Genomic DNA, 21,438 nt, shown 5'->3' with positions numbered 1-21,438 from the left:
ACGCCTAGTGAGGCGTGAACTCGCCTGGGTCGGGCCCGGGAAAGCGATTGCCCGCCCTCTACCAGGCGTCCTCCCGCTTCACCAGGAATGCATGCCCGGTGGAGCGGGCAGAGACCCACTTAACGTGATCATTCCGGGCGGTGCGCGACGTACACGTGGTAGTCGACGTCGCGGCTCTCGCGCCGGACGGTGCGCACCACCTGCTCGACGTCGCCGACGGCATCGGCCAGCACGCCGGCCAGCACCGGCGCCGGCGTCGCCGACCAGACCGCCAGCAGGCCGCCCGGGCGCAGCGCCCGGGCGGCGGCGGAGAGCAGCGGGCGCTCGTACACCTCGGCGTTGCCCTGATGGGCGAGGAAGTGCGGCCCGTTGTCGACGTCGAGCAGGATGCCGTCGTACGTCGACGGCGGCGCCGCCGGCAGCATCGCGCGGACGTCGTCGACCACGATCCGCACCCGTGAGTCCGCGATGACGGCGTCCAGCCCCGGCACGACGCCGCTTCGCAGCACGTCCACCAGCGTGGGCTCGATCTCGACGACGTCGACCCGCCGTACTCGCGCGTCGGCCAGCAGCGACCCGGCGGTGAAGCCGAAGCCGAGCCCGGCCACCAGGACCGCGGACGGCTGCCGGTGACGGTCCAGCAGCAGGTCCGCCAGCAGGCGCTCCGTCGACGTCTCGGCGGTGTCCATGAGGAAGGTGCCGTTGACGATCAGCTCGTAGACCGGCCCGCCGGGTTGGTCGCGGCGTCGGACGACCACCTCGCCGTCGACGCCGTCGTGGCGGACCAGGGTCTGCGGGGCGTCGAACACGAGAACACCGTATGTCCTCGACCGGCGGCACTCGATGTCGTAAGTTCGACTCACACTCTGACGCTCCGATGACGCAGCGGTCACCCAGGAGCGGCAGCCTGCTCCAGGGAGGGCATGTGGGCCGAAGAAACCTCAGCGTCGCGGCCGCCGTCGTCGTGCTCGCCGGGCTGGCCGCCTGCGGGAGCGACGACTCCACGCCGACATTGACGTGGTACATCAACCCCGACAACGGCGGCCAGGCCGAGCTCGCCAAGCGATGTACCGAGGCATCGGACGGTGAATACCGCATCCAGACGTCGCTGCTGCCGCGCCAGGCCTCGGCGCAGCGCGAGCAGCTGGCCCGGCGGCTGGCCGCCAACGACTCGTCCATCGACATCATCAGCCTCGACCCGCCGTTCATCCCCGAGCTGGCCGAGGCCGGCTTCCTCGCCGAGATCCCCGACGACGTCGCCGAGACGGTCACCGACAACGTCGTGCAGGGCGCCATCGACGGCGCCACCTGGCGCGACGAGCTGGTCGCCATCCCGTTCTGGGCCAACACCCAGCTGCTCTGGTACCGCAAGTCGGTCGCCGAGGCCGCCGGGCTGGACCCCGAGAACGAACCGGTGACCTGGCAGCAGATCATCGACGCGGCGCAGTCGCAGGACAAGTATCTCGGCGTTCAGGGCATCCGGGCCGAGGCCTTGACGGTGTGGATCAACGCGCTGGTCACCTCGGCCGGCGGCGAGATCATCGACAACCCCGAGGCGCCCGCCGACCAGGTGCAGCTCGGCCTCGAGACCGACGCCGGGCGCGACGCGGCGCAGATCATCGAGGACATCGCCCGCAACGGGCTGGGCGGGCCGGGCCTGGCCAACGAGGACGAGAACGCGTCGATGCTGCTGTTCCAGGGCGACCGCGGCTCGTTCATGGTCAACTGGCCGTTCGTCTGGGCGGCCACGCTGGCCGGCGTCGAGGCGGGCAACCTCGACCAGTCGCTGGTCGACGACATCGGCTGGGCGCAGTACCCCGCGGTCGCCGAGGGCGAGGACTCCCGTCCTCCATACGGCGGCATCAGCCTCGGCATCGGCGCGTTCAGCGAGCACCCCGACTTCGCCATCGAGGCCGCGCAGTGCATCGTCCAGCCGGAGAACCAGGCCTACTACATGGTCACCAACGGCAACCCGGCGGCCAGCACCGAGGCGTACGAGGACCCCGACGTCCAGGAGACGTTCCCGATGGCCGACCTCATCCGGGAGTCGCTGGAGGCGGCGGCGCCGCGGCCGCAGACCCCCTACTACAACGAGGTCTCCACCGGCCTGCAGAACACCTGGCACCCGCCGATCTCCGTGACGCCGGACTCCTCGCCCGAGGAGGCCACGACGCTCATTACCGAGGTGTTGAAGGGGGAGCGGCTGCTATGAGCGTGACTGAGACCTCCGGCGACACCGGCCGGGCCGCCGACGACGGCGGCAAGGGCGCGATCAGCGACCGGGCGCGGGCCGAGCGGCGACTCGGGTGGTGGCTGGCCGGACCGGCGTTCGTGGTGATGCTGCTGGTCACCGCCTACCCCATCCTGCAGGCGTTCTACGAGTCGCTGTTCCGCTACCGGCTCACCGACCCGGGCGCCCGCGAGTTCACCTGGCTGAACAACTACGTCGTCGTGCTCGGCGACCCGATCTGGTGGCGGGCGGTCGGCGTCACGGTGCTGATCACCGTCGTCACCGTGCTCATCGAGTTGGTGCTGGGCTTCGCGCTCGCGCTGGTCATGCACCGGGCGCTCAAGTCGCTGCGGCCGATCCTGCGCACTGTCATCCTGATCCCCTACGCGATCATCACCGTCGTCTCGGCCTTCGCGTGGTTCTACGCGTTCAACATCGGCTCGGGGTTCGTGAACGCCTGGTTCGACTGGGTGCCCGGCATCAGCGCCGACACCAACTGGTTCGGCGAGTTCGGCACGTCGGTGACGGTCATCATCGCGTCGGAGATCTGGAAGACGACGCCGTTCATCTCGCTGCTCCTGCTGGCCGGCCTGGCGCAGGTGCCCGAAGACCTGCAGGAGGCGGCGAAGGTCGACGGCGCCACCTGGTGGCAGCGGCTGTACAAGGTGACGGTGCCGAACATGAAGGCCGCGATCATGGTCGCGCTGCTGTTCCGGACCCTCGACGCGTTCCGCATCTTCGACAACGTCTTCATCATGACCCAGGGCGCCAACAACACCGAGGTCGTCTCGTTCCTCGCCTACCGGCAGACGATCAGCCGGCTGGAGATCGGGCTGGGCTCGGCGGTGTCCGTGCTGCTGTTCCTGTGCGTGGTGCTGATCAGCTTCCTGTTCATCAAGTTGTTCAAGGTCGATCTGGCCAGCGCGAGAGGGGAGCGATGATGGACGAGGGTCAGCTCTCGCGCGGCACCAAGGTCTGGTGGTGGGTCGCCGGCATCGTCATCCTGGTCTACGCCCTGTTCCCGGTGGCGTGGATCGTCTCGCTGTCGTTCAAGACCCCCAGCGACCTGGGTACGGGGCAGTTCCTGCCGACGGACTGGGTCGGCGACAACTACGACAACATCCTGCGCGGCGACGCCCAGGACCTGTTCCTGTCCTCCCTGCGCAACTCGGTCGGCATCTCGCTGATCGCCACGTTCATCTCCGTGGTCCTGGCGATGTTCGCGGCGTACGCCATCGCCCGGCTCGACTTCCCCGGGAAACGGCTGATCCTGACGACGGCGCTCGCGGTGGCGATCTTCCCGGTCATCTCGATCGTGACACCGCTGTTCAACCTGTGGCGCAACATCGGCCTCTACGACACCTGGCCGGGCCTGATCATCCCGTACCTGTCGCTGACGCTGCCGATCTCGATCTGGACGATGTCGGCGTTCTTCCGCCAGATCCCCTGGGAGCTCGAACAGGCCGCGCAGGTCGACGGCGCCACCACCTGGCAGGCGTTCCGCAAGGTGATCGTGCCCCTCGCGACGCCCGGCGTGTTCACCACCGCGATCATCTCGTTCTTCATCGCCTGGAACGACTTCATCTACGGCATCTCGCTGACCTCGACCGAGGCGGCCCGGCCGGTCCCCGCGGCGCTGGCGTTCTTCACCGGCGCCTCGCAGTTCGAGGAACCGACCGGCGCCATCGCGGCGGCGGCTGTGGTCGTCACGATCCCCGTCGTGATCCTCGTCCTGCTGTTCCAACGCCGGATCGTGTCCGGCCTGACCCAGGGCGCCGTCAAGGGCTGACCCCGCTGCTAATGGAGGAGATCCCATGGCTGCCATCACGCTGAAGGACATCAACAAGCGCTACGGCGACGGCTTCCACGCCGTCAAGGACGTGAACCTCGACATCGCCGACGGCGAGTTCGTCATCCTGGTCGGCCCGTCCGGCTGCGGGAAGTCGACGCTGCTGCGGATGATCGTCGGGCTCGAGGACATCACCAGCGGCGAGCTGCGCATCGGCGACCAGCGGGTCAACGAGAAGGCGCCGCGCGACCGCAACCTGTCGATGGTGTTCCAGAACTACGCGCTCTACCCGCACCTCACCGTCTACGAGAACATCGCCTTCCCGCTCCGGCTGGCGAAGACGCCCGACAAGGAGGTCGACGAGCGAGTGCGGCGAGCCTCCGATCTGCTGGAGCTCAACGAGCACCTGGACCGCAAGCCGGCCAACCTCTCCGGCGGGCAGCGCCAGCGGGTCGCCATGGGCCGGGCGATCGTCCGCGAGGCTCAGGCGTTCCTCTTCGACGAGCCGCTGTCCAACCTCGACGCCAAGCTGCGCGGCCAGATGCGCACCGAGATCTCCCGGCTGCAGAAGCGCCTGGGCATCACGACGGTGTACGTCACTCACGACCAGGTCGAGGCGATGACGCTCGGCGACCGCGTCGTCGTGCTGCGCCGCGGCGTCGTCCAGCAGGTCGCCACGCCGCGCGAGCTGTACGAGAACCCGGTCAACCTGTTCGTGGCCGGATTCATCGGGTCGCCGCCGATGAACTTCATCTCCGCGACGGTGTCCGGCGACAGCCTGCACACCCCGTTCGGCGAGTGGAAGCTGCCGGCGTCGCGTGCGGGGGACCTCAGCGGCCACGACGTCGTGCTGCTGGGCGCGCGGCCCGAGGCGTTCGAGGACGTGTCCGTCGTCTCCGACGCCGTCCGCGACCACGGCGTGGTGTTCGACGCGACCATCGACGTCATCGAGTGGCTGGGCAACGAGCAGTACGCCTACGTGCCCTACGACGCGCCCGAGGACATCCGCGCCCAGCTGGCCGAGCTCGAGCGCGAGCTGGACAGCGAGGCGCTGCGCACCCAGCTGGTGGTCGCGCTGGACGCCAGCAGCCGCATCCCCGAGGGGGCCCCGGCCAGCCTCTGGCTGGACCTGCGGCGGGTGCACGTCTTCGACCCGGAGTCCGGGACCAACCTCACCGTCGAGGCGATGAAGGACCACGGGGATCAGGCGGCCGCCGCGACCCCGAACGGCGGCCGGCCGTCGGCGGCGGCGTCACCGGGGGAGACACAGCGTGAGACACCGCGTGAGACACCGGGGGAGACCGCGCCGCGGGCGACCTCGGAGGCCGGCGAGGGCGGTGACGACACGGTGCCCTGACGGGTACCCCGATCCTTCTTCAGGGGTAGATCTCCGGGGTTTCTCCTCCGTCCGGACGGCCGGGTGATTGCTAAGGTCGTCAGTTGTGGACGAGACAAGCGACCAGCGGGCGATGCGGGCGTCCGATGCCGACCGCGAGCAGGTCGCCGACGTCCTGCGCCAGGCGGCCTCCGACGGCCGGTTGAGCCTCACTGAGCTGGAAGAACGCATCGAGGCGCTGTACGCCGCCAAGACGTACGCCGACTTCGAGCCGGTGATCCGCGACCTCCCCGGCGACCTCCCGCTGCCGCCGTCCGCCGCCATCGTGCGCCGGGCCGCTGCCGCGCCCGCCCCGGCCTCGTCGGCCCGGGTCGGCGGTGTCCCGTCGTCGCGCAGCGCGAAGGTCGTGTTCAGCGGTCTCCAGCGGCGCGGCGACTGGGTCGTGCCGCAGCACTACCGCATCAAGGCGGTCTTCGGCGGCGCCGACCTCGACCTGCGCGACGCCACGCTCGAGTCGGCCGAGGTCGAGATCGACATCAAGGCGGTCTTCGGCGGCGTCAACATCGTGGTGCCGCCCGACATCCGGGTGGCCGTCGACGGCGACGGCGTCTTCGGCGCGTTCAACGACGACACCACCCGCGGCCCGCAGCCGGGCCCGGGCGCGCCGGTCGTGCGGGTCACCGGCAAGGCGGTCTTCGGCGGGGTCAACGTCCAGCGCAAGGCGGCGGGCGAGAAATGAGCGAGGTTCCCGACCACCCGAAACCCGCCCCCGCTCCGAGCGTCGAGTTCCCCGACGTCCGCAGCGCCGCCGACCTGCGCTGCTCCGACGTCGACCGCGAGCGGGTCGCCGAGGCGCTGCGCCAGGCCGCCGGCGACGGCAGGCTGACGCTGACCGAGCTGGAGGAACGGCTCGAGGCGACGTTCAAGGCGCGCACGTACGGCGAACTGCAGCCGATCACCCGCGATCTCCCGCAGGGTCCGTACCCGCTGCCCGGTGGCAACCCGGCGGCGAACTGGCAGCAGGGCCGGCCGGCCGCCGGCCCCCGGGTCGCGTCCCCCGAGGCAGGGGTGCAGCCGCCGCTGCAGCCGTCCGGCGGCCCGGTCCGCCCCTCCGAGCGCATCACCAGCGTGCTCAGCAACGAGAAGCGCCAGGGCCGGTGGGAGGTGCCCGCCCGCATCGACGTCACGTCGATCCTGGGCGAGGTGGTGCTCGACTTCACCGAGGCGGTCGTCCGGACGCCCGAGGTCGAGATCCAGACCGCGATCGTGCTCGGCAGCCTCACCCTCATCGTGCCCGAGGGCATCGACGTCCGGCTCGACGAGGGCACGAACATCCTCGGCGAGCGGAAGATGAAGCTGCGCGAGCCGGTCACGCCGGGCGCCCCGGTCTACCGGGTGCGCGGCTTCGTGCTGCTGGGCGAGGTCACCGTGCGCTCACCGCGAGACAAGCGTCGTCCGCTTCTCGGTCACTGACCAGCGGTCCTGCGATGCCGGGGGGTTCATCGTCGTGCGTGATCGTTCGCCCATGACCTCGCCTGGCGCCGTGCGCCGGTTCGGTCGCAGGTCGGCTCTGGTCCTCGCCCTCGTCGCCGTTCTGTTCGCGGGCGCGCTGGAGCCGGCGTCCGCCGACGCCGGCACCGCCGCACCGGCGGTGAGTGTCACCGAGTCCGCCCGCTCCGCGCCGCCCCGGCCGGCCGCGCCGCCGCAGCCGGCATCGTCCGGTCTGGCGGCCGACGGCACCGCCGACGGCGACGACCCCAGCTGGGGCTGGGGCCCGTCGCGTGTCGTCTGGGCCGCCATCGGCTGGCTCGTCCTCGTGCTGACGGCGGCCCTCCTGATTCGCCGCCGCGTCTCCCGCCGCCGCTGATCCGCGCGGCGATACCACGCTGCCGGCCCAGACTGGGCGCTGTGGAACCGCATCTGCGGGTCTATGCTGTCCGTTGTGCCGCAGTTTCGGATATCTGACGCGGCTCGCCTCTTGGGGGTGAGCGACGACTCGTTGCGACGGTGGGCCGACGGCGGGCGGTTACGGCTCGACCGCGACGACGCCGGGCGCATGGTCGTCGACGGGGTCGAGCTGGCGCGGGTGGCGCGGGAGATCGGGCCCGACGAGGCCGCCCTCCCCACGCCGCGGGAATCCGCGCGCAACCACTTCCCCGGCATCGTCATCTCGGTGAAGAAGGACGGAGTGATGGCTCAGGTGGAGATCCAGGCAGGTCCGCACCGCGTCGTGTCGCTGATGAGCAGGGAGGCCGCCGACGACCTCGGGTTGGATGTCGGCGTCGCGGCGATCGCGTCGGTCAAGGCCACGAACGTCGTCGTCGACCTTCCGGTGGGCCGGGCATGAGGCGCGCGAGGCTCGCGCTCGCCGTCACCGCGGCCGCGCTGCTCTCCGTCGCCTGCGGGGGTGACGACGGAGACGACAGCTCGGCGGCCCCGTCCGACGAGGCGGCGGCGGAGACGACCGAGCCGGCCGACGCGCCCACCGGGACGGTGACGGTGCTGGCGGCCGCGTCGCTCACGGAGTCGTTCGAGGCTCTGGCCGACCAGCTGGGCGACGACTACCCGGACCTCGAGATCGTGTACTCCTTCGGGCCGTCCTCGGGCCTGGTCGAGCAGCTGCTGTCCGGCGCGCCGGCCGACGTGCTGGCGACGGCCGACACGAACACGATGGACGACGCGGTCGCGGGCGGGGTGGTCGACGGCGAGCCGCGAATCTTCGCCCGCAACACGCTGGCGCTGGCCGTCCCGGCGGGGAACCCCGGCAACGTCACCGGGCTGGCCGACCTCGCGAACCCCGACTTGCGCATCGCGATCTGCGAGCCGCAGGTGCCGTGCGGCGGCGCGGCGCAGCGGCTGCTCGACGCGGCGGGGGTCACGGCGGCGCCGGACACCCTGACCACGGACGTCAAGGAGGCGGCGTCGCTGGTCGCGCTGGGTGAGGCCGACGCGGCACTGATCTACCTGACCGACGCCGCGGCCGAGGGCGACGCCGTCGAGACGATCGACGTCCCGGAGACTGACCAGGTGGTCAACGACTACCCGGTGGCCCTGCTGACCGACGCCCCCAACCCGGAGGGCGCGCAGGCGGTCGTCGACGCGATCACCGGCGAGCCGGGCCAGACGATCCTCGGCGAGGCTGGTTTCCTGGCACCGTGAGCCGAACCCGTCGGACCGACGACCTGAGGGTCCCGGCGGGGTTGTTGATCCCCGCGGCGCTCGGTGTCGCGATCCTGGTCCTGCCGATGGTGGGGCTGATCGTGCGGGCGCCGTGGGGAGATCTCCCGTCCATCCTCACCTCCGACGAGGTCCTGACGGCGCTGCGGTTGTCGCTGGTCACGGCGACGGTGTCGACGGGCGTCGCGCTGGTGTGCGGCGTGCCGGTCGCGTGGCTGCTGGCCCGGACGACGCTGCCCGGCCGGTCGGTGCTGCGCGGCCTGGTGACGGTGCCGCTGGTACTGCCGCCGGTCGTCGGCGGCGTCGCGCTGCTCATGGTGTTCGGCCGGCGCGGCCTGGTGGGCGGCTGGCTCTACGACACGTTCGGCATCAGCCTGCCGTTCACCACCGAGGCGGTCGTGCTGGCGCAGGTCTTCGTCGCCATGCCGTTCCTCATCGTCGCGGTCGAGGGGGCACTGCGCACCGCCGACCGCCGCTACGACGATGTCGCGGCCACGCTCGGCGCCACGTCCTGGACGACGTTCCGCCGGGTCACGCTGCCCGCCGTCATGCCGGGCGTGCTGGCCGGCGCGGTGCTGTGCTGGGCCCGGGCGCTCGGCGAGTTCGGCGCGACGGTGACGTTCGCGGGCAGCTTCCCCGGCACCACCCGCACCTTGCCGCTGGAGGCATACGTCGCGATCAACGCCGGCGACAGCGACGTCGCCATCGTGCTCAGCCTGCTGATGATCGCCGTGTCGGTGACCATCCTGGTCGGACTGCGCGACCGCTGGATCGGGGCCGCATGAGCCTCGACGCCGACCTCTCGCTGCGCCGCGGCGACCTCGAGCTGCGGGCGGCGCTCACGGTCGCGCCCGGCGAGGTGGTCGCGCTGCTCGGCCCGAACGGCGCGGGCAAGTCGACGGTGCTGCAGCTGCTGGCCGGGATCCTGCCGCTGGAGGCCGGCCGGGTCGAGCTGGACGGTGTGACGCTCGACGACCCCGCCGAGGGGGTGCACGTCCGGCCGCGCGACCGGCGGGTCGGCATGGTCGTCCAGGACTACCTGCTGTTCCCGAAGATGAGCGTGCTGGAGAACGTCGCGTTCGGGCTGCGCTCGCGCGGCATGCCCCGCGACCGCGCCCGCGCCGAGGCACGCCAGTGGCTGACCCGGATGGGGCTGGACGGGTACGAGCGCCGGCGTCCGGGTGAGCTCTCCGGCGGCCAGGCGCAGCGGGTCGCGCTGGCCCGCGCGCTGATCGTCGAGCCGCGGCTGCTGCTGCTCGACGAGCCGCTGGCCGCGCTCGACGCCGGGACCCGCCCGGCGGTCCGGGCGGAGCTGCGCCGGCACCTCGGCGGCTACGGCGGCTGCACGCTCGTCGTCACGCACGATCCGCTGGAGGCGATGGTGCTCGGCGACCGCGTCGTCGTGCTGGAGCGTGGCGGCGTCGTCCAGCAGGGCGAGCCGGCCGAGGTGGCCCGCCGGCCGCGCACCGACTACGTCGCCCGCCTGGTCGGCCTGAACCTGCTGACGGGCGCCGCGTCGGGGCGCACGGCCCAGCTGCCGTCCGGCGCCGTCGTCGCCCTGGCCCACGACGCCACCGGACTCGTGCACATCGCCTTCCCTCCGGCGGCCGTCACCCTCAGCCCGAGCCGGCCGGAGGGGTCGGCCCGCAACGCGTGGCCGCTGGTCATCGCCGACCTCGAGGCGCACGGCGACCTCGTCCGAGTGACGGCCGACGGCGTGGTGCCGGTGCTCGCGGACGTCACCCCGCTCGCCGTCGCCGACCTCGGGCTGGAGCCGGGCGGGCAGGTGTGGGCATCGGTGAAGGCCAGCGAGATCAGTGTCTATCCGGCGTGAGCCGGTAGTTCAGCTCCGGCCGCCCGGCGCCGCCGTGCCGCGCCTCGCGTTCGACCCGGCCGAGGTCGTGCAGGTGCTCCAGGTAGCGGCGCGCCGTCACCCGCGACACCGACAGCGCGGCGGCCACCTCGCGGGCCGACGCGCCGTCCTGCTCCCGCAGCACCGCCACCACCTGGTCGAGGGTGTCCTCGGCCAGGCCCTTCGGCAGCCGGGACAGGTCGGGCGCGCGCAGCGTGCCCAGCAGGCGGTCGATCTCGTGCTGGCTGGTCGCCTCCGACTCCGCGCTGGTCCGCGCCCGGTAGGCCGCGTAGCGGGTGAGGCGGTCGGCCAGCATCGCGAACGTGAACGGCTTGATGACGTACTGGACGATGCCCAGCGACACCGCGGCGCGCACCATCGCCAGGTCGCGCGCCGCCGTCAGCGCCATGATGTCCGTGCTCAGCCCCGCCGCCCGGAGCTTGCGGCAGACGTCCAGGCCGTGCAGGTCGGGCAGGTTCATGTCCAGCAGGACGAGGTCGATCCGCTCGCGGGCCAGCACGGCCAGCGCCTCGCGGCCGGAGTGCACCGCGGCGGCCAGCTCGAAACCCGGCACCCGCTCGACGTAGGTCGCGTGGGCGGCCGCGACGATCGGCTCGTCCTCGACCACGAGGGTGCGCAGCGCGTCACTCATGCCGGCTCCACCACTGCCGGCGCGGCGGGCAGCGTGGCCCGGAACAGGGTCGCGCCGCCGGTCTCGGCCAGCTCGATCTCGCCGTCCAGGCGGTGCACCACCTGTGCGACCAGCGCCAGGCCCAGGCCCTGGTGCGCGCCGGCGCCGTCCTTCGTGGACCAGCCACGGTCGAAGACGCGGTCGCGGTCGGCGGCGGCGATGCCGGCGCCGGAATCGCTCACCTCGACCATCAGCCCTTCCGTGGCGTCGATCGCGACGTGCACCCAGCGCGGCGGCGGGCCCGCACCGGCGGCGTCGACCGCGTTGTCGACCAGGTTGCCGACGACTGTCACCAGGTCGCGCGTCGACACCCCGGCCTCCTGTGCCGAGCCGGCCGCCTCGATGGTCAGCGCGACGCCGCGCTCGTCGGCCTGCGCGGTCTTGCCGAGCAGCAGCGCCGCCAGCACCGGCTCGTCGATCGCCGCCACCACGCGGTCGGCCAGCGCCTGCGTGGTGGCCAGCTCGGTGGTCGCCAGCTCCAGCGCGGCGTCGGACCGGCCCAGCTCGAGCAGCGACACGACGGCGTGCAGCCGGTTCGCCGACTCGTGCGCGTGCGCTCGCAGCGCATCGGAGAAGCTGGTGGCGGTGTCCAGCTCGCGGGCCAGCCGCTCCAGCTCGGTGTGGTCGCGCATCGTCACCACCGCGCCGCTGCGGCCCTGACCGGCGGCGGAGTCGTCCGTGCGGGCCGGGCGCCGGCTGACGACGATGACCCGTTCCTCGGTGAGCACGATCTCGTCGATCGTGCTGCCCGCGCCGGTCAGCGCCCGGACGACGGTGGGTGGCAGGTCGACGTCGTCGAGGGTGAAGCCGGACGGCAGCGGATCGGGCAGGCCGAGCAGGCGGACCGCCTCGTCGTTGGCCAGCACCACCCGGCCGTGCTCGTCCAGGATCAGCAGCCCCTCGCGGATCGCGTGCAGCACCGACGAGTAGTAGGCGAGCGTGCGGGTGACCTCCGCCGGGCCCATGCCGCCGGTGACCCGGTGCAGCCGCCGCCCGATCACCACCGACCCGGCGACGCCGAGCACGGCTGCGGCCAGCGCCGTCAGGACGATCCACGGGACCTGCTCGGCGACCCGCTCGCCGACGTTCTCGATGGTGACGCCGACGGCGACCAGCCCGACGACGGCGCCGCCGTCGGGCCCGGAGCGCACCGGCACGACGGCGCGGACCGACGGGCCGAGGGTGCCGGAGAACGTCTCGCGCAGCGTGCCGCCGGACGGCGCGTCGCCCAGGTTGCCGAGGAACGTGCCGCCGATCTGTGCCGGGTCAGGGTGGGTGTAGCGGACCCCCTCCGGCGACATGATCGTGATGAAGTCGACGTCGGCGCCGGCCCTGACCCGTTCGGCGTACGGCTGCAGGTGCGCGCTGGGGTCGTCGGTGCCGAACGCGGCGATCACCGACGGCGCCGCGGCGACGGCCCGCGCGACCGACAGCGAGCGGTCGCCGGCCGCCTCACGGGCCTCGCGCTGGGCGTTCACGACCACCATCGCCGTCACGACCGCGACGATGCCGAGCACGACCGCCAGCTGGATGACGACCGTGCTGCGCACCAGACTCCACCGTCGCCACGGCCTCGTGAGCGACCCCATCACGTCAGTCTGCGGCACGTGCGCCGCTCCCGTCACCCGTCCCCGCCGGCCACCAGCCCGGCGACGGCGGCCGTGACGCCGGCGGTGGTGGCCTCGCCGCCGACGTCGGGAGTGCGGGTCGCGACCGAGCTCAGCGTCGTCGTGATCGCCGTCATCAGCTCGGCCGCCGCCTTCTCGTGCCCGAGGCGCTCCAGCATCAGCACGCACGACCACAGGGCGCCGATCGGGTTGGCCCGGCCCTGCCCGGCGATGTCCGGGGCGGAGCCGTGGACCGGTTCGAACATCGACGGGTACGTGCCGGTCGGGTCGATGTTGGCCGACGGCGCGATGCCGATGCTGCCCGCGACGGCCGCCGCGAGGTCGCTGAGGATGTCGCCGAACAGGTTCGACGCGACGACGACATCGAACCGCTCCGGCTGCAGCACGAACTTCGCCGCCAGCGCGTCGATGTGCTCCTGGTCCCAGCGCACGTCGGGAAAGCGCTCCGCGCGTTCGGCGACGACCTCGTCCCAGAACGGCAGCGTGTGGACGATGCCGTTGCTCTTCGTCGCCGACGTGACGTAGCCGCGGCGGCCGCGGGCCAGCTCGAACGCGTAGTCGGCGATCCGGCCGACACCCGCGCGGGTGAACACCGACTCCTGGACGGCGAACTCGTCCGGGAAGCCGCGGTTGAGCCGCCCGCCGATCTCGCTGTACTCGCCCTCGACGTTCTCGCGGACGACCACGAGGTCGACGGCGCCCGGCGCTGCCGCGCGCAGCGGGCTGCCGACACCGTCGAACACCCGGATCGGCCGCAGGTTGACGTACTGCCGGAACGCCCGCCGGATCGGGATCAGCAGTCCCCACAGCGACACGTGGTCCGGCACGCCCGGCCAGCCGACGGCTCCGAGCAGGATCGCGTCGAACCGGGCCAGCGTCTCCAGCCCGTCGGCCGGCAGCATCGCGCCGGTCTCGGCGTAGCGCCGGCAGGACCAGTCGAACGTCTCGTAGGCGAGGTCCAGGCCGTGCCGCCGGTCCAGCGCGTCCAGCACCGTCCGGGCCGACTCGATCACCTCGGGGCCGATCCCGTCGCCGGGGATGACCGCGATCGTCTGCGCCACCGCCGTCACCCGCCCAGGCCGAGGACGCTCACCATGACCGGGAGCAGCAGCAGGATCAGGATCGCGCCGAGCACGTCGAACGAGACGCCGGAGCGGATCATCTTGGTGATCGGCACGACGCCGGACCCGTAGACGATCGCGTTCTGCGGCGTCGACACCGGCAGCATGAACCCGAACGACGCGCCGAACGTCGCGGCCAGCGCCGGGACGAACGGGTTGACGCCCGCCGCGACCGCGATCGGGATGATGATCGGGACGACGACGGCGGCCGCGGCCGTGTTGCTGGTGGTCTCCGAGATCACGATGGCCAGCAGCACGGCGAACGCCGTGATGGCGAACGTGCTGGTCAGGCCGAGGGAGTCGAAGGCGCCGCTGCCGATCGTCTCGGCCAGGCCCGTCGACTCCAGCAGCGAGCCGAAGATGATGCCGGTGCCGAACAGCACCACCGTGCCCCAGTCGATGCGGGCGGCGTCGCTCCAGCGCAGCGTGTACTCGCGCCGCTTCCAGTCGCTGGGCAGCAGGAACAGCAGCGAGGCGCCGATGACCGCGACGACGCCCTCGTTCAGCCGGCCGCTCACGGTCGTGTACAGCTCGGACTCGGTGCCGGCGACGACCGCGATGACGCCGGGGAAGATCCACAGGCTGACGGTCACGCTGAACGCGATCAGGGTGTTCTTCTCCGCTCGCGAGAACCGGCCGAGCGCGGCCTTCTCCTTCGCCACCCACTCCGAGACGCCCTCGAGGTGCTTGATCTCGGGCCGGTTGAGCAGCAGCAGCACGATGGCGAGCGCGACGAACATCAGCGCGCAGATCGGCAGCGCGAGCAGCATCCAGTCCAGGAACGAGATCGTCTCGCCGGTCGCCTCCTCGATCAGCCCGCGGCCGATGAGGTTCGGCGGCGACCCGACCGGCGTCAGCAGCCCGCCGACGCTGGCGCCGTACGCGAGCATCAGCATCAGCGCGGCGCCGACCCGCAGCCGCAATGGGTCGAAGTTCCCCGCGACCAGTCCCTTCGCCTGCAGCAGCTTGGCGATGACGGTGAGGATGCCGATCGCCGTCGGCATCAGCATCGCCACCGTCGCGGTGTTCGAGACGAACGCTGACAGCAGGCAGGTGATCAGCCCGAAGACGATGATCACCCGCGTGGTGGACGAGCCGACGCCGGGCAGGTTCAGCATCCACATCGCGAACCGCTTCGCGAGGCCGTGCTTGAGCATCGCCTGCGCCAGGATGAACGCGCCGATGAACGTGAACACCGTCGGCGAGCCGAACGGCGCCAGCGCCTCGGCCGCCGGCACCACGCCGAGCAGCACGATCGCGCCGATACCGATGAACCCGCCGACCGGGATCGGCACCGGCTCGGTGACCCAGAGGACGATGACGCCGAGCAGGATCGCGGCGAGCGTGTGCTGCTGGTCGTCCAGACCCAGTGGCAGCAGCAGCGCGATCACGGTGACGAGGGGCGCGAGGAAGAGCCCCGCGGTGCGGCGGCCGCGTTCGAAGCGTTCCTCGGCGGGGCTCAGCTGCTGCTCACCGAGGCTGCGATAGGTGGCGTGGCCGAGGAACGCCTTGTCGACGTCGGTGGGCGGCGGTGTCGCCCGGTCGGTGACGGACACGTGCGGCTCCTCTCGGGTGGCGGTCGTTTGACGCCCGAGTGTGAGCCAGCCCACATCGTCGTGTCACCGTTGCGTAACTTGAGTACATCGATCGGAAACGTCCACGGTCGTGTCGGGCGGCACGTGGGTGGGCCGCTGCGGCGTGGCGGGCGGCGACCTGGAACGATGCTGGGGTGGCAGCCACCTCGACCCGCGGCAACCCCTCGCTGGGCGACATCCTGCGCAGCGTCGGCGTCCTGGCCGGCGTGATCGCCGTGATCGCTCTCGTGTTCAACCTGCTCAGCGACGACGAGCCGCGGCTGCCCGACGCGGTCGACTATCAGCCGGCGCTCGCCGTGGCCCGCGAGGAGTACGGGTACGACGTGCTGGCGCCCGAGCCGGTCCCGGACGGCTGGCGCGCCACCAGCATCGACTTCGCCCAGGAGTCCGGCGGCGACCGCTGGAAGCTCGGCTTCCTCATCGGCGACGGCGAGCAGTTCATCGGCCTGGAACAGACCGACGGCGAGATCCAGAGCTACCGCGACGATCGCCTGGCCGGCTTCCAGCCCGACGGCGAGAGCACCATCGACGGCGACACCTGGGAACGCCTCCTCGAGGACGACGACCGGCCCGACCGCGCCCTCGTCCGCGTCGACGGCGGCGCGATCACGATCGTCCGCGGCACCGTCTCGTACGAGGGGCTCGAGGACTTCGTGCGGCTGCTGCGCTGACTGTCACAGCGGGTGAGTGTGGCGCACCTTCGATGGTGTGGCGGGCGATGACGGCAGCGGGCCCATCCGGCGGGCGCTGACCGGGTTGCTCGACGCCTGGCTCGATCTCGACCGCAGCTGCGCTGCGCCGCTCGACCAGGCCCGGTCCCATGCGGCCGCGGTGGCCCGGGCGGCCGATGGTGCGCGTCTCGAGGGCGCCGCCATCGCCCCGCTGGTGCCGCCGCGGGTCGCCCTCGGCGTGGCCGGGGCCACCCGTTCGCTGGACGACCTGGCCCGGGTGTTCGCCGACGAGACCAGGGCACTGGTCGAGCTGCTCACCGGCGCACCGGGCACCGTCACCCCGGTGGCGCTGGGGTCCGGTCCGGAGGCCATCGTGGCGGCGTTCCCCGAGGGCGATGGGCGCACGTACGTCGCCGACCTGGTCGCCGACGCCGCGGTCGACGAGCGGCAGCCGTCCGAGGTGGCCGAGCGGGCGCCCACGGTCAACGCGATCCCGCTCTCGGTGGCGGCCGGCCTGCGCGCCGAGTTCGGCGAAGTGCTGGGCTCCGACCTGCTGGCGATGATCTGCCATCCCCGCGGCCACGCCGTCCAGCTGCACGGCCCCGATGTGCCGGACGAGGCGCTGATGGCGCGGGTGAGCTGGAAGAAAGATCCGATGGGCCGCACGGACGCCAAGAACTCCTGGCGCCGCGACGCCGACGGAGTGGTGCACACGAAGCACGGGATCGGCCACGTGGCGGGGAAGTTCACCACGGTGGAGGCCTTGATCAAGCCGCTCAAGGCGCTGCTCGCCCACACCGGCGGCACGCTCGAAGGCCTGCACGCCTACCTGAACCGCCACGGCACGATCGCCGGCGCAAGGATCTTCGTCGCCGCGGAGGACGCCGGATTGGCGCCGGGCGACACGGCCGGATTCCGTGGCGCGGGCACCTCTAACCCAGAGATGACCGACCATTGGTTCAGGGCCAGGCGCGATGCCATGGCGAGTGGCGGTGGGCCCATGCCGATCGTCCGCACCGACCAGGTCGCTGACAACGACAGTCCCGGAGCTGCGATGATCTTCCGGAAGATCGACGGACAGTGGATGCTCGTGACCTGCTTTCCGGACGGTGCCAAGAAGGACGACTTCATCGGAATGGGAGACGCGCCGTGACCGAGCGGACCGAGAACTACCGGCGCTGGATGGGTAACTCGTTCGTGGGCGTCGACACCTATCCGGACGGCTATACCGAGGGCTGCGAATCGGTCGCGCAATGGGAGGCTGACCCCGAGTGGGGAGACAGCTTCGCGGCGTTCAAGGACGAGTTGTCGGCCCACATTCGTGACTCGTCGCACACACCGGTGGGCAAGCAGGAGACGCAGTGGCTGAACGACGAGTGGCTGCGCAATCTCTGGTACGACCTGTTCGGACCCGATCCGTCGCCGGGCGACCCTTACCCCGTCCCGGCTGAGGAGTGGGGCCATCCGCGTGACACGCCGTACATCCAGCACGCCGTGGGCGAGAGCGACGCCGACGCGACCGAGGACGAGCGGGCCTGGTTGGCGCAGCGCGGGCTCAAGCACGCCGGCATCCGGCGCGGCCACTCCTGGCGGCGGACGCCGCCCGCCGACTATGCGGACCGGCTGGCTCGGCTCACCGCGGAGGGCAAGCGGACGGCGTACGACGGCGAGGTGTGATCGGCCTTGGGCGCCGGCGTCAGCCCTCGGTGTCGGGGCCTAGGCCTTGCCGCTGGCGGCATCGAGCTTGGCGCGGGCGCCGTCGAGGTAGCGCTCGCACAGGGCGGCCAGCTCTTCACCGCGCTGCCACAGCGCCAGCGACTCCTCCAGCGTGGTGCCGCCGGCCTCGAGCTTCGCGACGATCTGGATGAGCTCGTCGCGGGCCTGTTCGTAGGTGGGTTCGGCGGCCTGCATGGGCAGCCAACCTACCAGTCAGGCACCTCTCAGGGCGCCGGGCGCTCGCCGGCGGCGTCGACCGTCGCCGCGATCTCGCCGCCCGCGACCAGCAGCCGCACGTGGTCCCCGGCCGTGACGTCGGCGGGCTGCCGCACGACGGTCCCGTCGTCCTTCTGCACGACGGCGTAGCCGCGCTCCAGCGTGGCGGCGGGTGACAGCGCCCGGATGCGTGCCCGGGTGTGGTCGACCTCGACGGCGGCGCGGTCCAGCGCGTGCCGCACCGTGCGCCGGGCCCGCTGCACCAGCGCGTCGACCTCCTGGGTGCGCAGCCGCAGGCCGTGGTGCGGGTCGGCCAACGCCGGGCGGGAACGCAGCGAGTCCAGGCCGTGCCGCTCGCGGTCCAGCCGGTGCCGGACGGCGGACCGGATGCGCTCGCGCGCCCGGGCCACCCGCTCGGCCTCCTCGGCGACGTCGGGCACCACGCGCTTGGCCGCGTCGGTCGGCGTCGACGCGCGGACGTCGGCGACGAGGTCGAGCAGCGGGGCGTCGGCCTCGTGTCCAATCGCGCTGACCACGGGGGTCGTCGCGGCGGCAACGGCGCGCACCAGCGCCTCGTCGGAGAACGGCAGCAGATCCTCGACCGAGCCGCCGCCGCGCGCGATGATCACGACGTCGACCTCGGGGTCGCGGTCGAGCACCCGCAGCGCGTCCATGATCTGGCTGACGGCGTTCAGCCCCTGCACGGCGACCGGCTCGACCCGGAACCGCACGCCGGGCCAGCGCCGTCGCGCGTTCTCGAGGACGTCGTGCTCGGCCTTGGAGTCGCGGCCGCAGATCAGCCCCACGACCCGCGGCAGGAACGGCAGTGGCCGCTTGCGCGCGTCGGCGAACACCCCCTCGGTGGCCAGGATCTTCCGCAGCCGCTCGATGCGGGCCAGGAGATCGCCCAGTCCGACGGTGCGCAACTGGTCGGCGGCCAGTGAGAGCGTCCCGCGGGTGAAATACCAGGACGGCTTCGCGTGCACGACGACGCGTGCGCCGTCGGCCAGCGGCACCTCCAGCGCGTCGAGCAGGCCGACCGGGCAGGTCACGGTCAGCGACACCTCGGCATGCGGGTCGCGCAGCGTGAGGAACGCCGTCGACGTGCCCGGACGGCGGGAGTACTGGGCCACCTGGCCCTCGACCCAGACCGGGCCGAGCCGGGCCACCCACTGGCCGATCAGCTGCGAGATGACGCGGACCGGTGCGGGCTTCTCCGGCGATGTGTCGAGGGCCACGATGGGCACCGTACCTCTTGCTTCGATTCCCCGGCGGACCTCGCCGGTCGGCAGCGGCCGCTCGCTCCGACGTCGAGAGCACCTAGCATGGAACACATGACTGATTCGGGACGAGTGCTCCTGGCCGCCCCGCGGGGATACTGCGCGGGCGTCGACCGCGCCGTGGTCACCGTCGAGAAGGCGCTCGACCACTACGGCCCGCCGGTCTACGTGCGCAAGCAGATCGTGCACAACAAGCACGTCGTCGAGACCCTCGAGCAGCGCGGCGCCATCTTCGTCGAGGAGCTGTCCGAGGTGCCCGAGGGTGCGCTCGTCGTCTTCTCCGCGCACGGTGTGTCGCCCATGGTGCACTCCGAGGCCGCCGACCGCGGACTGCGGACCATCGACGCCACCTGCCCGCTGGTCACCAAGGTGCACAACGAGGCCCGCCGGTTCGCCAAGGACGACCTCGACATCGTGCTGATCGGCCACGCCGGGCACGAGGAGGTCGAGGGCACCTCGGGTGAGGCGCCCGAGCACATCCAGCTGGTCGAGAGCCCGGCCGACGTCGACAAGATCGAGGTCCGCGACCCGTCCCGTGTCGTCTGGTTGTCGCAGACCACGCTCTCCGTCGACGAGACGTACGAGACCGTCGGCAAACTGCGCGAGCGGTTCCCGGCGCTGATCAGCCCGCCCAGCGACGACATCTGCTACGCCACGCAGAACCGCCAGGTCGCGGTCAAGGAGATCGCCGCCGAGTCCGAGCTGGTGCTGGTGGTCGGCTCGGCCAACTCGTCCAACTCGGTGCGGCTGGTCGAGGTCGCTCTCGACGCCGGCGCCGACGCCTCGTACCGCATCGACAACGCCTCCGAGATCGACGAGGCCTGGCTCGACGGCGTCACCACGGTCGGCCTGACCAGCGGTGCGTCCGTGCCCGAGGAACTGGTCGACGGCGTCGTCGCGTGGCTCGGCGAGCGCGGCTTCCCCACCGTCGAGGAGCACCGCACCACCGAGGAGTCGTTGATCTTCTCGCTGCCGCGCGAGCTGCGTCGCGACCTCAAGGCGTCGGTGGCCACCGACTGACCTGCGTCAGCCGCCCTTCTCCTTCTTGTCCTTGTCGCGCCCGCCGAGGCCGCTGACCAGAAGGATCAGGCCCCAGATCCCGATGGGCCACACGGGCCAGAACCGCTGCAGGTCGCCGGAGGCGATGCTGCTGATGCCCCAGATGCCGATCATGATGACGGCGGCGCCGGCCCACGCCTGCCACTCGTCGAGGTACTCGCGAAGTTCTCGCTTCTTCCGCTCCGCGACGACCTTCTGCTGCTCCTCCTCGGCCTGACGGCGCTCGCGCTGCAGCGGCTGCGGGAGGTCGGCCGTGAGACGGTCCAGCTCGCCGTAGGTGCGCGACTCCCACACCGCCTGGATGCGGCGCTGGTACTCGTCGTTGTCGAGCCGACCCTCCCCGAAGGCGTCGCGCAGGTCCTCGGCGACCAGTTCCCGATCGTCGTCGCTCGCCCTCTGGTCCGATCGCCGCGCGGGCAGATCGCTCATCCCGGCCTTCTCCCTTCGCGTGTCGGAGCAAGGATACGACCGGCCGCGCGCCGGACCGGCCACGTGGAACGCCCGGGCCTGCGAGGTTCGGCGGACTTCCGGCGCATGTGGCGGGACCTTGGTCCCTGGTCGGCTCGGTGCCGCCTGTGGAATCTGAAGGTGTGAACGCGCTCGCTCATGCCGATTCCGCCGGTCTGGAGAATCTCGGCCGGTACGACTGCTATGCGCTGCTGCGAACGGTGCCGATCGGCCGCATCGTGTTCACCGAAGCCGCGCTCCCGGCGATCCAGCCGGTGAACTTCGTTCTCGACGGCGACGACGTGATCATCCGCACCGGCATGGGGTCGAAGCTCGCGGCCGCCACCCGGTCCGCCGTCGTCGCGTTCGAGGCGGACCAGTACGACGAGGACGCCCTGACCGGCTGGTCGGTGGTGCTGGTCGGACGCGCTGACGCGGTCGTCGACGAGATCGAGCGGCGCGGGCTGGCCGGGCTCGGGCTGACGCCGTGGGCGCTGGGGGAGCGGCCGCACTACATCCGCATCCAGCCGGAGATCGTCCGCGGCCGCCGCATCCGCCGGCCATCTGCACTCTGACCTGGCGATTTGTCCTCATCGGGACCAAGGTCACCGCCCTTGGCGACGTTCGCCT

The 21,438-nt window shown here is 71.9% G+C and carries 24 protein-coding genes; 16 read left to right on the top strand and 8 right to left on the bottom strand.

Annotation, left to right across the window (positions count from 1 at the left end):
- Positions 1-128: 128 nt before the first annotated feature.
- Positions 129-809 (bottom strand): spermidine synthase, encoded by a 681-nt coding sequence (locus DZA62_RS15850; protein WP_116949890.1) that lies wholly within the window; start codon positions 807-809, stop codon positions 129-131.
- A 116-nt stretch (positions 810-925) separates the two neighbouring features.
- Between DZA62_RS15850 and DZA62_RS15845 the strand changes: the two genes are divergently transcribed.
- From DZA62_RS15845 to DZA62_RS15795, 11 genes are all read left to right on the top strand, one after another.
- Complete coding sequence (locus DZA62_RS15845; RefSeq protein ID WP_198663830.1) at positions 926-2,212, top strand: extracellular solute-binding protein; 1,287 nt, start codon at positions 926-928, stop codon at positions 2,210-2,212.
- Positions 2,209-3,171 carry a carbohydrate ABC transporter permease gene (locus tag DZA62_RS15840; RefSeq protein ID WP_116949888.1) on the top strand — a complete coding sequence of 321 codons (963 nt, stop codon included), beginning with the start codon at positions 2,209-2,211 and terminating at the stop codon, positions 3,169-3,171. Before DZA62_RS15845 ends, DZA62_RS15840 begins: the two co-directional genes overlap by 4 nt.
- A complete protein-coding gene (locus tag DZA62_RS15835; protein WP_116949887.1) occupies positions 3,171-4,019 on the top strand; it encodes a carbohydrate ABC transporter permease in 849 nt (282 codons plus the stop codon). The genes DZA62_RS15840 and DZA62_RS15835 overlap by 1 nt, the downstream gene beginning before the upstream one ends.
- Positions 4,020-4,044: 25 nt before the next feature.
- Positions 4,045-5,376: an ABC transporter ATP-binding protein gene (locus DZA62_RS15830; protein ID WP_116949886.1), complete on the top strand. Its 1,332-nt coding sequence runs from the start codon at positions 4,045-4,047 to the stop codon at positions 5,374-5,376.
- 85 nt (positions 5,377-5,461) lie between these two features.
- Entirely contained in the window at positions 5,462-6,094 is a 633-nt protein-coding gene (locus DZA62_RS15825) for a DUF1707 SHOCT-like domain-containing protein (protein WP_198663829.1), read from the top strand.
- Positions 6,091-6,828, top strand: coding sequence for a DUF1707 SHOCT-like domain-containing protein (locus DZA62_RS35750; protein WP_157987705.1), 738 nt, complete (start codon positions 6,091-6,093; stop codon positions 6,826-6,828). The genes DZA62_RS15825 and DZA62_RS35750 overlap by 4 nt, the downstream gene beginning before the upstream one ends.
- A 52-nt stretch (positions 6,829-6,880) precedes the next feature.
- A complete protein-coding gene (locus DZA62_RS15815) occupies positions 6,881-7,222 on the top strand; it encodes a hypothetical protein (RefSeq protein WP_116949884.1) in 342 nt (113 codons plus the stop codon).
- A 63-nt stretch (positions 7,223-7,285) separates the two neighbouring features.
- The gene (locus DZA62_RS15810) at positions 7,286-7,702 is read left to right on the top strand and encodes a TOBE domain-containing protein (protein WP_408618904.1); all 417 of its coding nucleotides are present in this window, start codon (positions 7,286-7,288) and stop codon (positions 7,700-7,702) included.
- Complete coding sequence (modA, locus tag DZA62_RS15805) at positions 7,699-8,514, top strand: molybdate ABC transporter substrate-binding protein (RefSeq protein WP_116949883.1); 816 nt, start codon at positions 7,699-7,701, stop codon at positions 8,512-8,514. Before DZA62_RS15810 ends, modA begins: the two co-directional genes overlap by 4 nt.
- An 86-nt stretch (positions 8,515-8,600) precedes the next feature.
- Positions 8,601-9,317, top strand: a complete 717-nt coding sequence (locus DZA62_RS15800) for an ABC transporter permease (protein ID WP_116950117.1) — start codon at positions 8,601-8,603, stop codon at positions 9,315-9,317.
- Positions 9,314-10,366 (top strand): ABC transporter ATP-binding protein, encoded by a 1,053-nt coding sequence (locus DZA62_RS15795; protein WP_116949882.1) that lies wholly within the window; start codon positions 9,314-9,316, stop codon positions 10,364-10,366. Before DZA62_RS15800 ends, DZA62_RS15795 begins: the two co-directional genes overlap by 4 nt.
- On the opposite strand, the gene DZA62_RS15790 is transcribed toward DZA62_RS15795, so the two are convergent.
- The 4 genes from DZA62_RS15790 to DZA62_RS15775 form a co-directional block, all read right to left on the bottom strand.
- Positions 10,347-11,036 (bottom strand): response regulator, encoded by a 690-nt coding sequence (locus tag DZA62_RS15790; protein ID WP_116949881.1) that lies wholly within the window; start codon positions 11,034-11,036, stop codon positions 10,347-10,349. The two genes, DZA62_RS15795 and DZA62_RS15790, sit on opposite strands and share 20 nt — an antisense overlap.
- Positions 11,033-12,625 carry a sensor histidine kinase gene (locus tag DZA62_RS15785; RefSeq protein WP_198663827.1) on the bottom strand — a complete coding sequence of 531 codons (1,593 nt, stop codon included), beginning with the start codon at positions 12,623-12,625 and terminating at the stop codon, positions 11,033-11,035. The genes DZA62_RS15790 and DZA62_RS15785 overlap by 4 nt, the downstream gene beginning before the upstream one ends.
- A 71-nt stretch (positions 12,626-12,696) precedes the next feature.
- A complete protein-coding gene (locus DZA62_RS15780; RefSeq protein ID WP_116950116.1) occupies positions 12,697-13,764 on the bottom strand; it encodes a tartrate dehydrogenase in 1,068 nt (355 codons plus the stop codon).
- A 5-nt stretch (positions 13,765-13,769) separates the two neighbouring features.
- On the bottom strand, positions 13,770-15,380 hold the full coding sequence (locus DZA62_RS15775; RefSeq protein ID WP_116949879.1) for an SLC13 family permease: 1,611 nt from the start codon (positions 15,378-15,380) through the stop codon (positions 13,770-13,772).
- Positions 15,381-15,553: 173 nt separating this feature from the next.
- Here DZA62_RS15775 and DZA62_RS15770 point away from each other — a divergent pair, with 173 nt between their 5' ends.
- The 3 genes from DZA62_RS15770 to DZA62_RS15760 all read left to right on the top strand — a co-directional run bounded on the left by DZA62_RS15770 (position 15,554) and on the right by DZA62_RS15760 (position 17,767).
- Positions 15,554-16,090 carry a DUF4245 domain-containing protein gene (locus DZA62_RS15770; protein ID WP_157987704.1) on the top strand — a complete coding sequence of 179 codons (537 nt, stop codon included), beginning with the start codon at positions 15,554-15,556 and terminating at the stop codon, positions 16,088-16,090.
- A gap of 277 nt (positions 16,091-16,367) precedes the next feature.
- Positions 16,368-17,243: a hypothetical protein gene (locus DZA62_RS15765; RefSeq protein WP_157987703.1), complete on the top strand. Its 876-nt coding sequence runs from the start codon at positions 16,368-16,370 to the stop codon at positions 17,241-17,243.
- Positions 17,240-17,767: a hypothetical protein gene (locus DZA62_RS15760; protein ID WP_116949876.1), complete on the top strand. Its 528-nt coding sequence runs from the start codon at positions 17,240-17,242 to the stop codon at positions 17,765-17,767. Before DZA62_RS15765 ends, DZA62_RS15760 begins: the two co-directional genes overlap by 4 nt.
- Before the next feature lie 39 nt (positions 17,768-17,806).
- Here DZA62_RS15760 and DZA62_RS15755 read toward each other — a convergent pair whose 3' ends face one another.
- Together DZA62_RS15755 and xseA are read right to left on the bottom strand one after the other, a co-directional pair.
- A complete protein-coding gene (locus DZA62_RS15755) occupies positions 17,807-18,001 on the bottom strand; it encodes an exodeoxyribonuclease VII small subunit (protein ID WP_116949875.1) in 195 nt (64 codons plus the stop codon).
- A gap of 29 nt (positions 18,002-18,030) precedes the next feature.
- Complete coding sequence (xseA, locus tag DZA62_RS15750; RefSeq protein ID WP_116950115.1) at positions 18,031-19,260, bottom strand: exodeoxyribonuclease VII large subunit; 1,230 nt, start codon at positions 19,258-19,260, stop codon at positions 18,031-18,033.
- Positions 19,261-19,356: 96 nt separating this feature from the next.
- Here xseA and DZA62_RS15745 point away from each other — a divergent pair, with 96 nt between their 5' ends.
- Positions 19,357-20,322, top strand: coding sequence for a 4-hydroxy-3-methylbut-2-enyl diphosphate reductase (locus tag DZA62_RS15745; RefSeq protein ID WP_198663826.1), 966 nt, complete (start codon positions 19,357-19,359; stop codon positions 20,320-20,322).
- 6 nt (positions 20,323-20,328) lie between these two features.
- On the opposite strand, the gene DZA62_RS15740 is transcribed toward DZA62_RS15745, so the two are convergent.
- Positions 20,329-20,790: a DUF1707 SHOCT-like domain-containing protein gene (locus DZA62_RS15740; RefSeq protein WP_116949873.1), complete on the bottom strand. Its 462-nt coding sequence runs from the start codon at positions 20,788-20,790 to the stop codon at positions 20,329-20,331.
- Positions 20,791-20,951: 161 nt separating this feature from the next.
- On the opposite strand from DZA62_RS15740, the gene DZA62_RS15735 reads away from it, so the two are divergent.
- Entirely contained in the window at positions 20,952-21,383 is a 432-nt protein-coding gene (locus DZA62_RS15735) for a pyridoxamine 5'-phosphate oxidase family protein (RefSeq protein ID WP_116949872.1), read from the top strand.
- Positions 21,384-21,438 lie beyond the last annotated feature (55 nt).

The organism is Jiangella endophytica (genome assembly GCF_003427025.1).
GTDB lineage: Bacteria > Actinomycetota > Actinomycetes > Jiangellales > Jiangellaceae > Jiangella > Jiangella endophytica.
The sequence above is the reverse complement of the archived record's forward strand: the minus strand, read 5'-3'. Positions and strand labels throughout refer to the sequence as shown.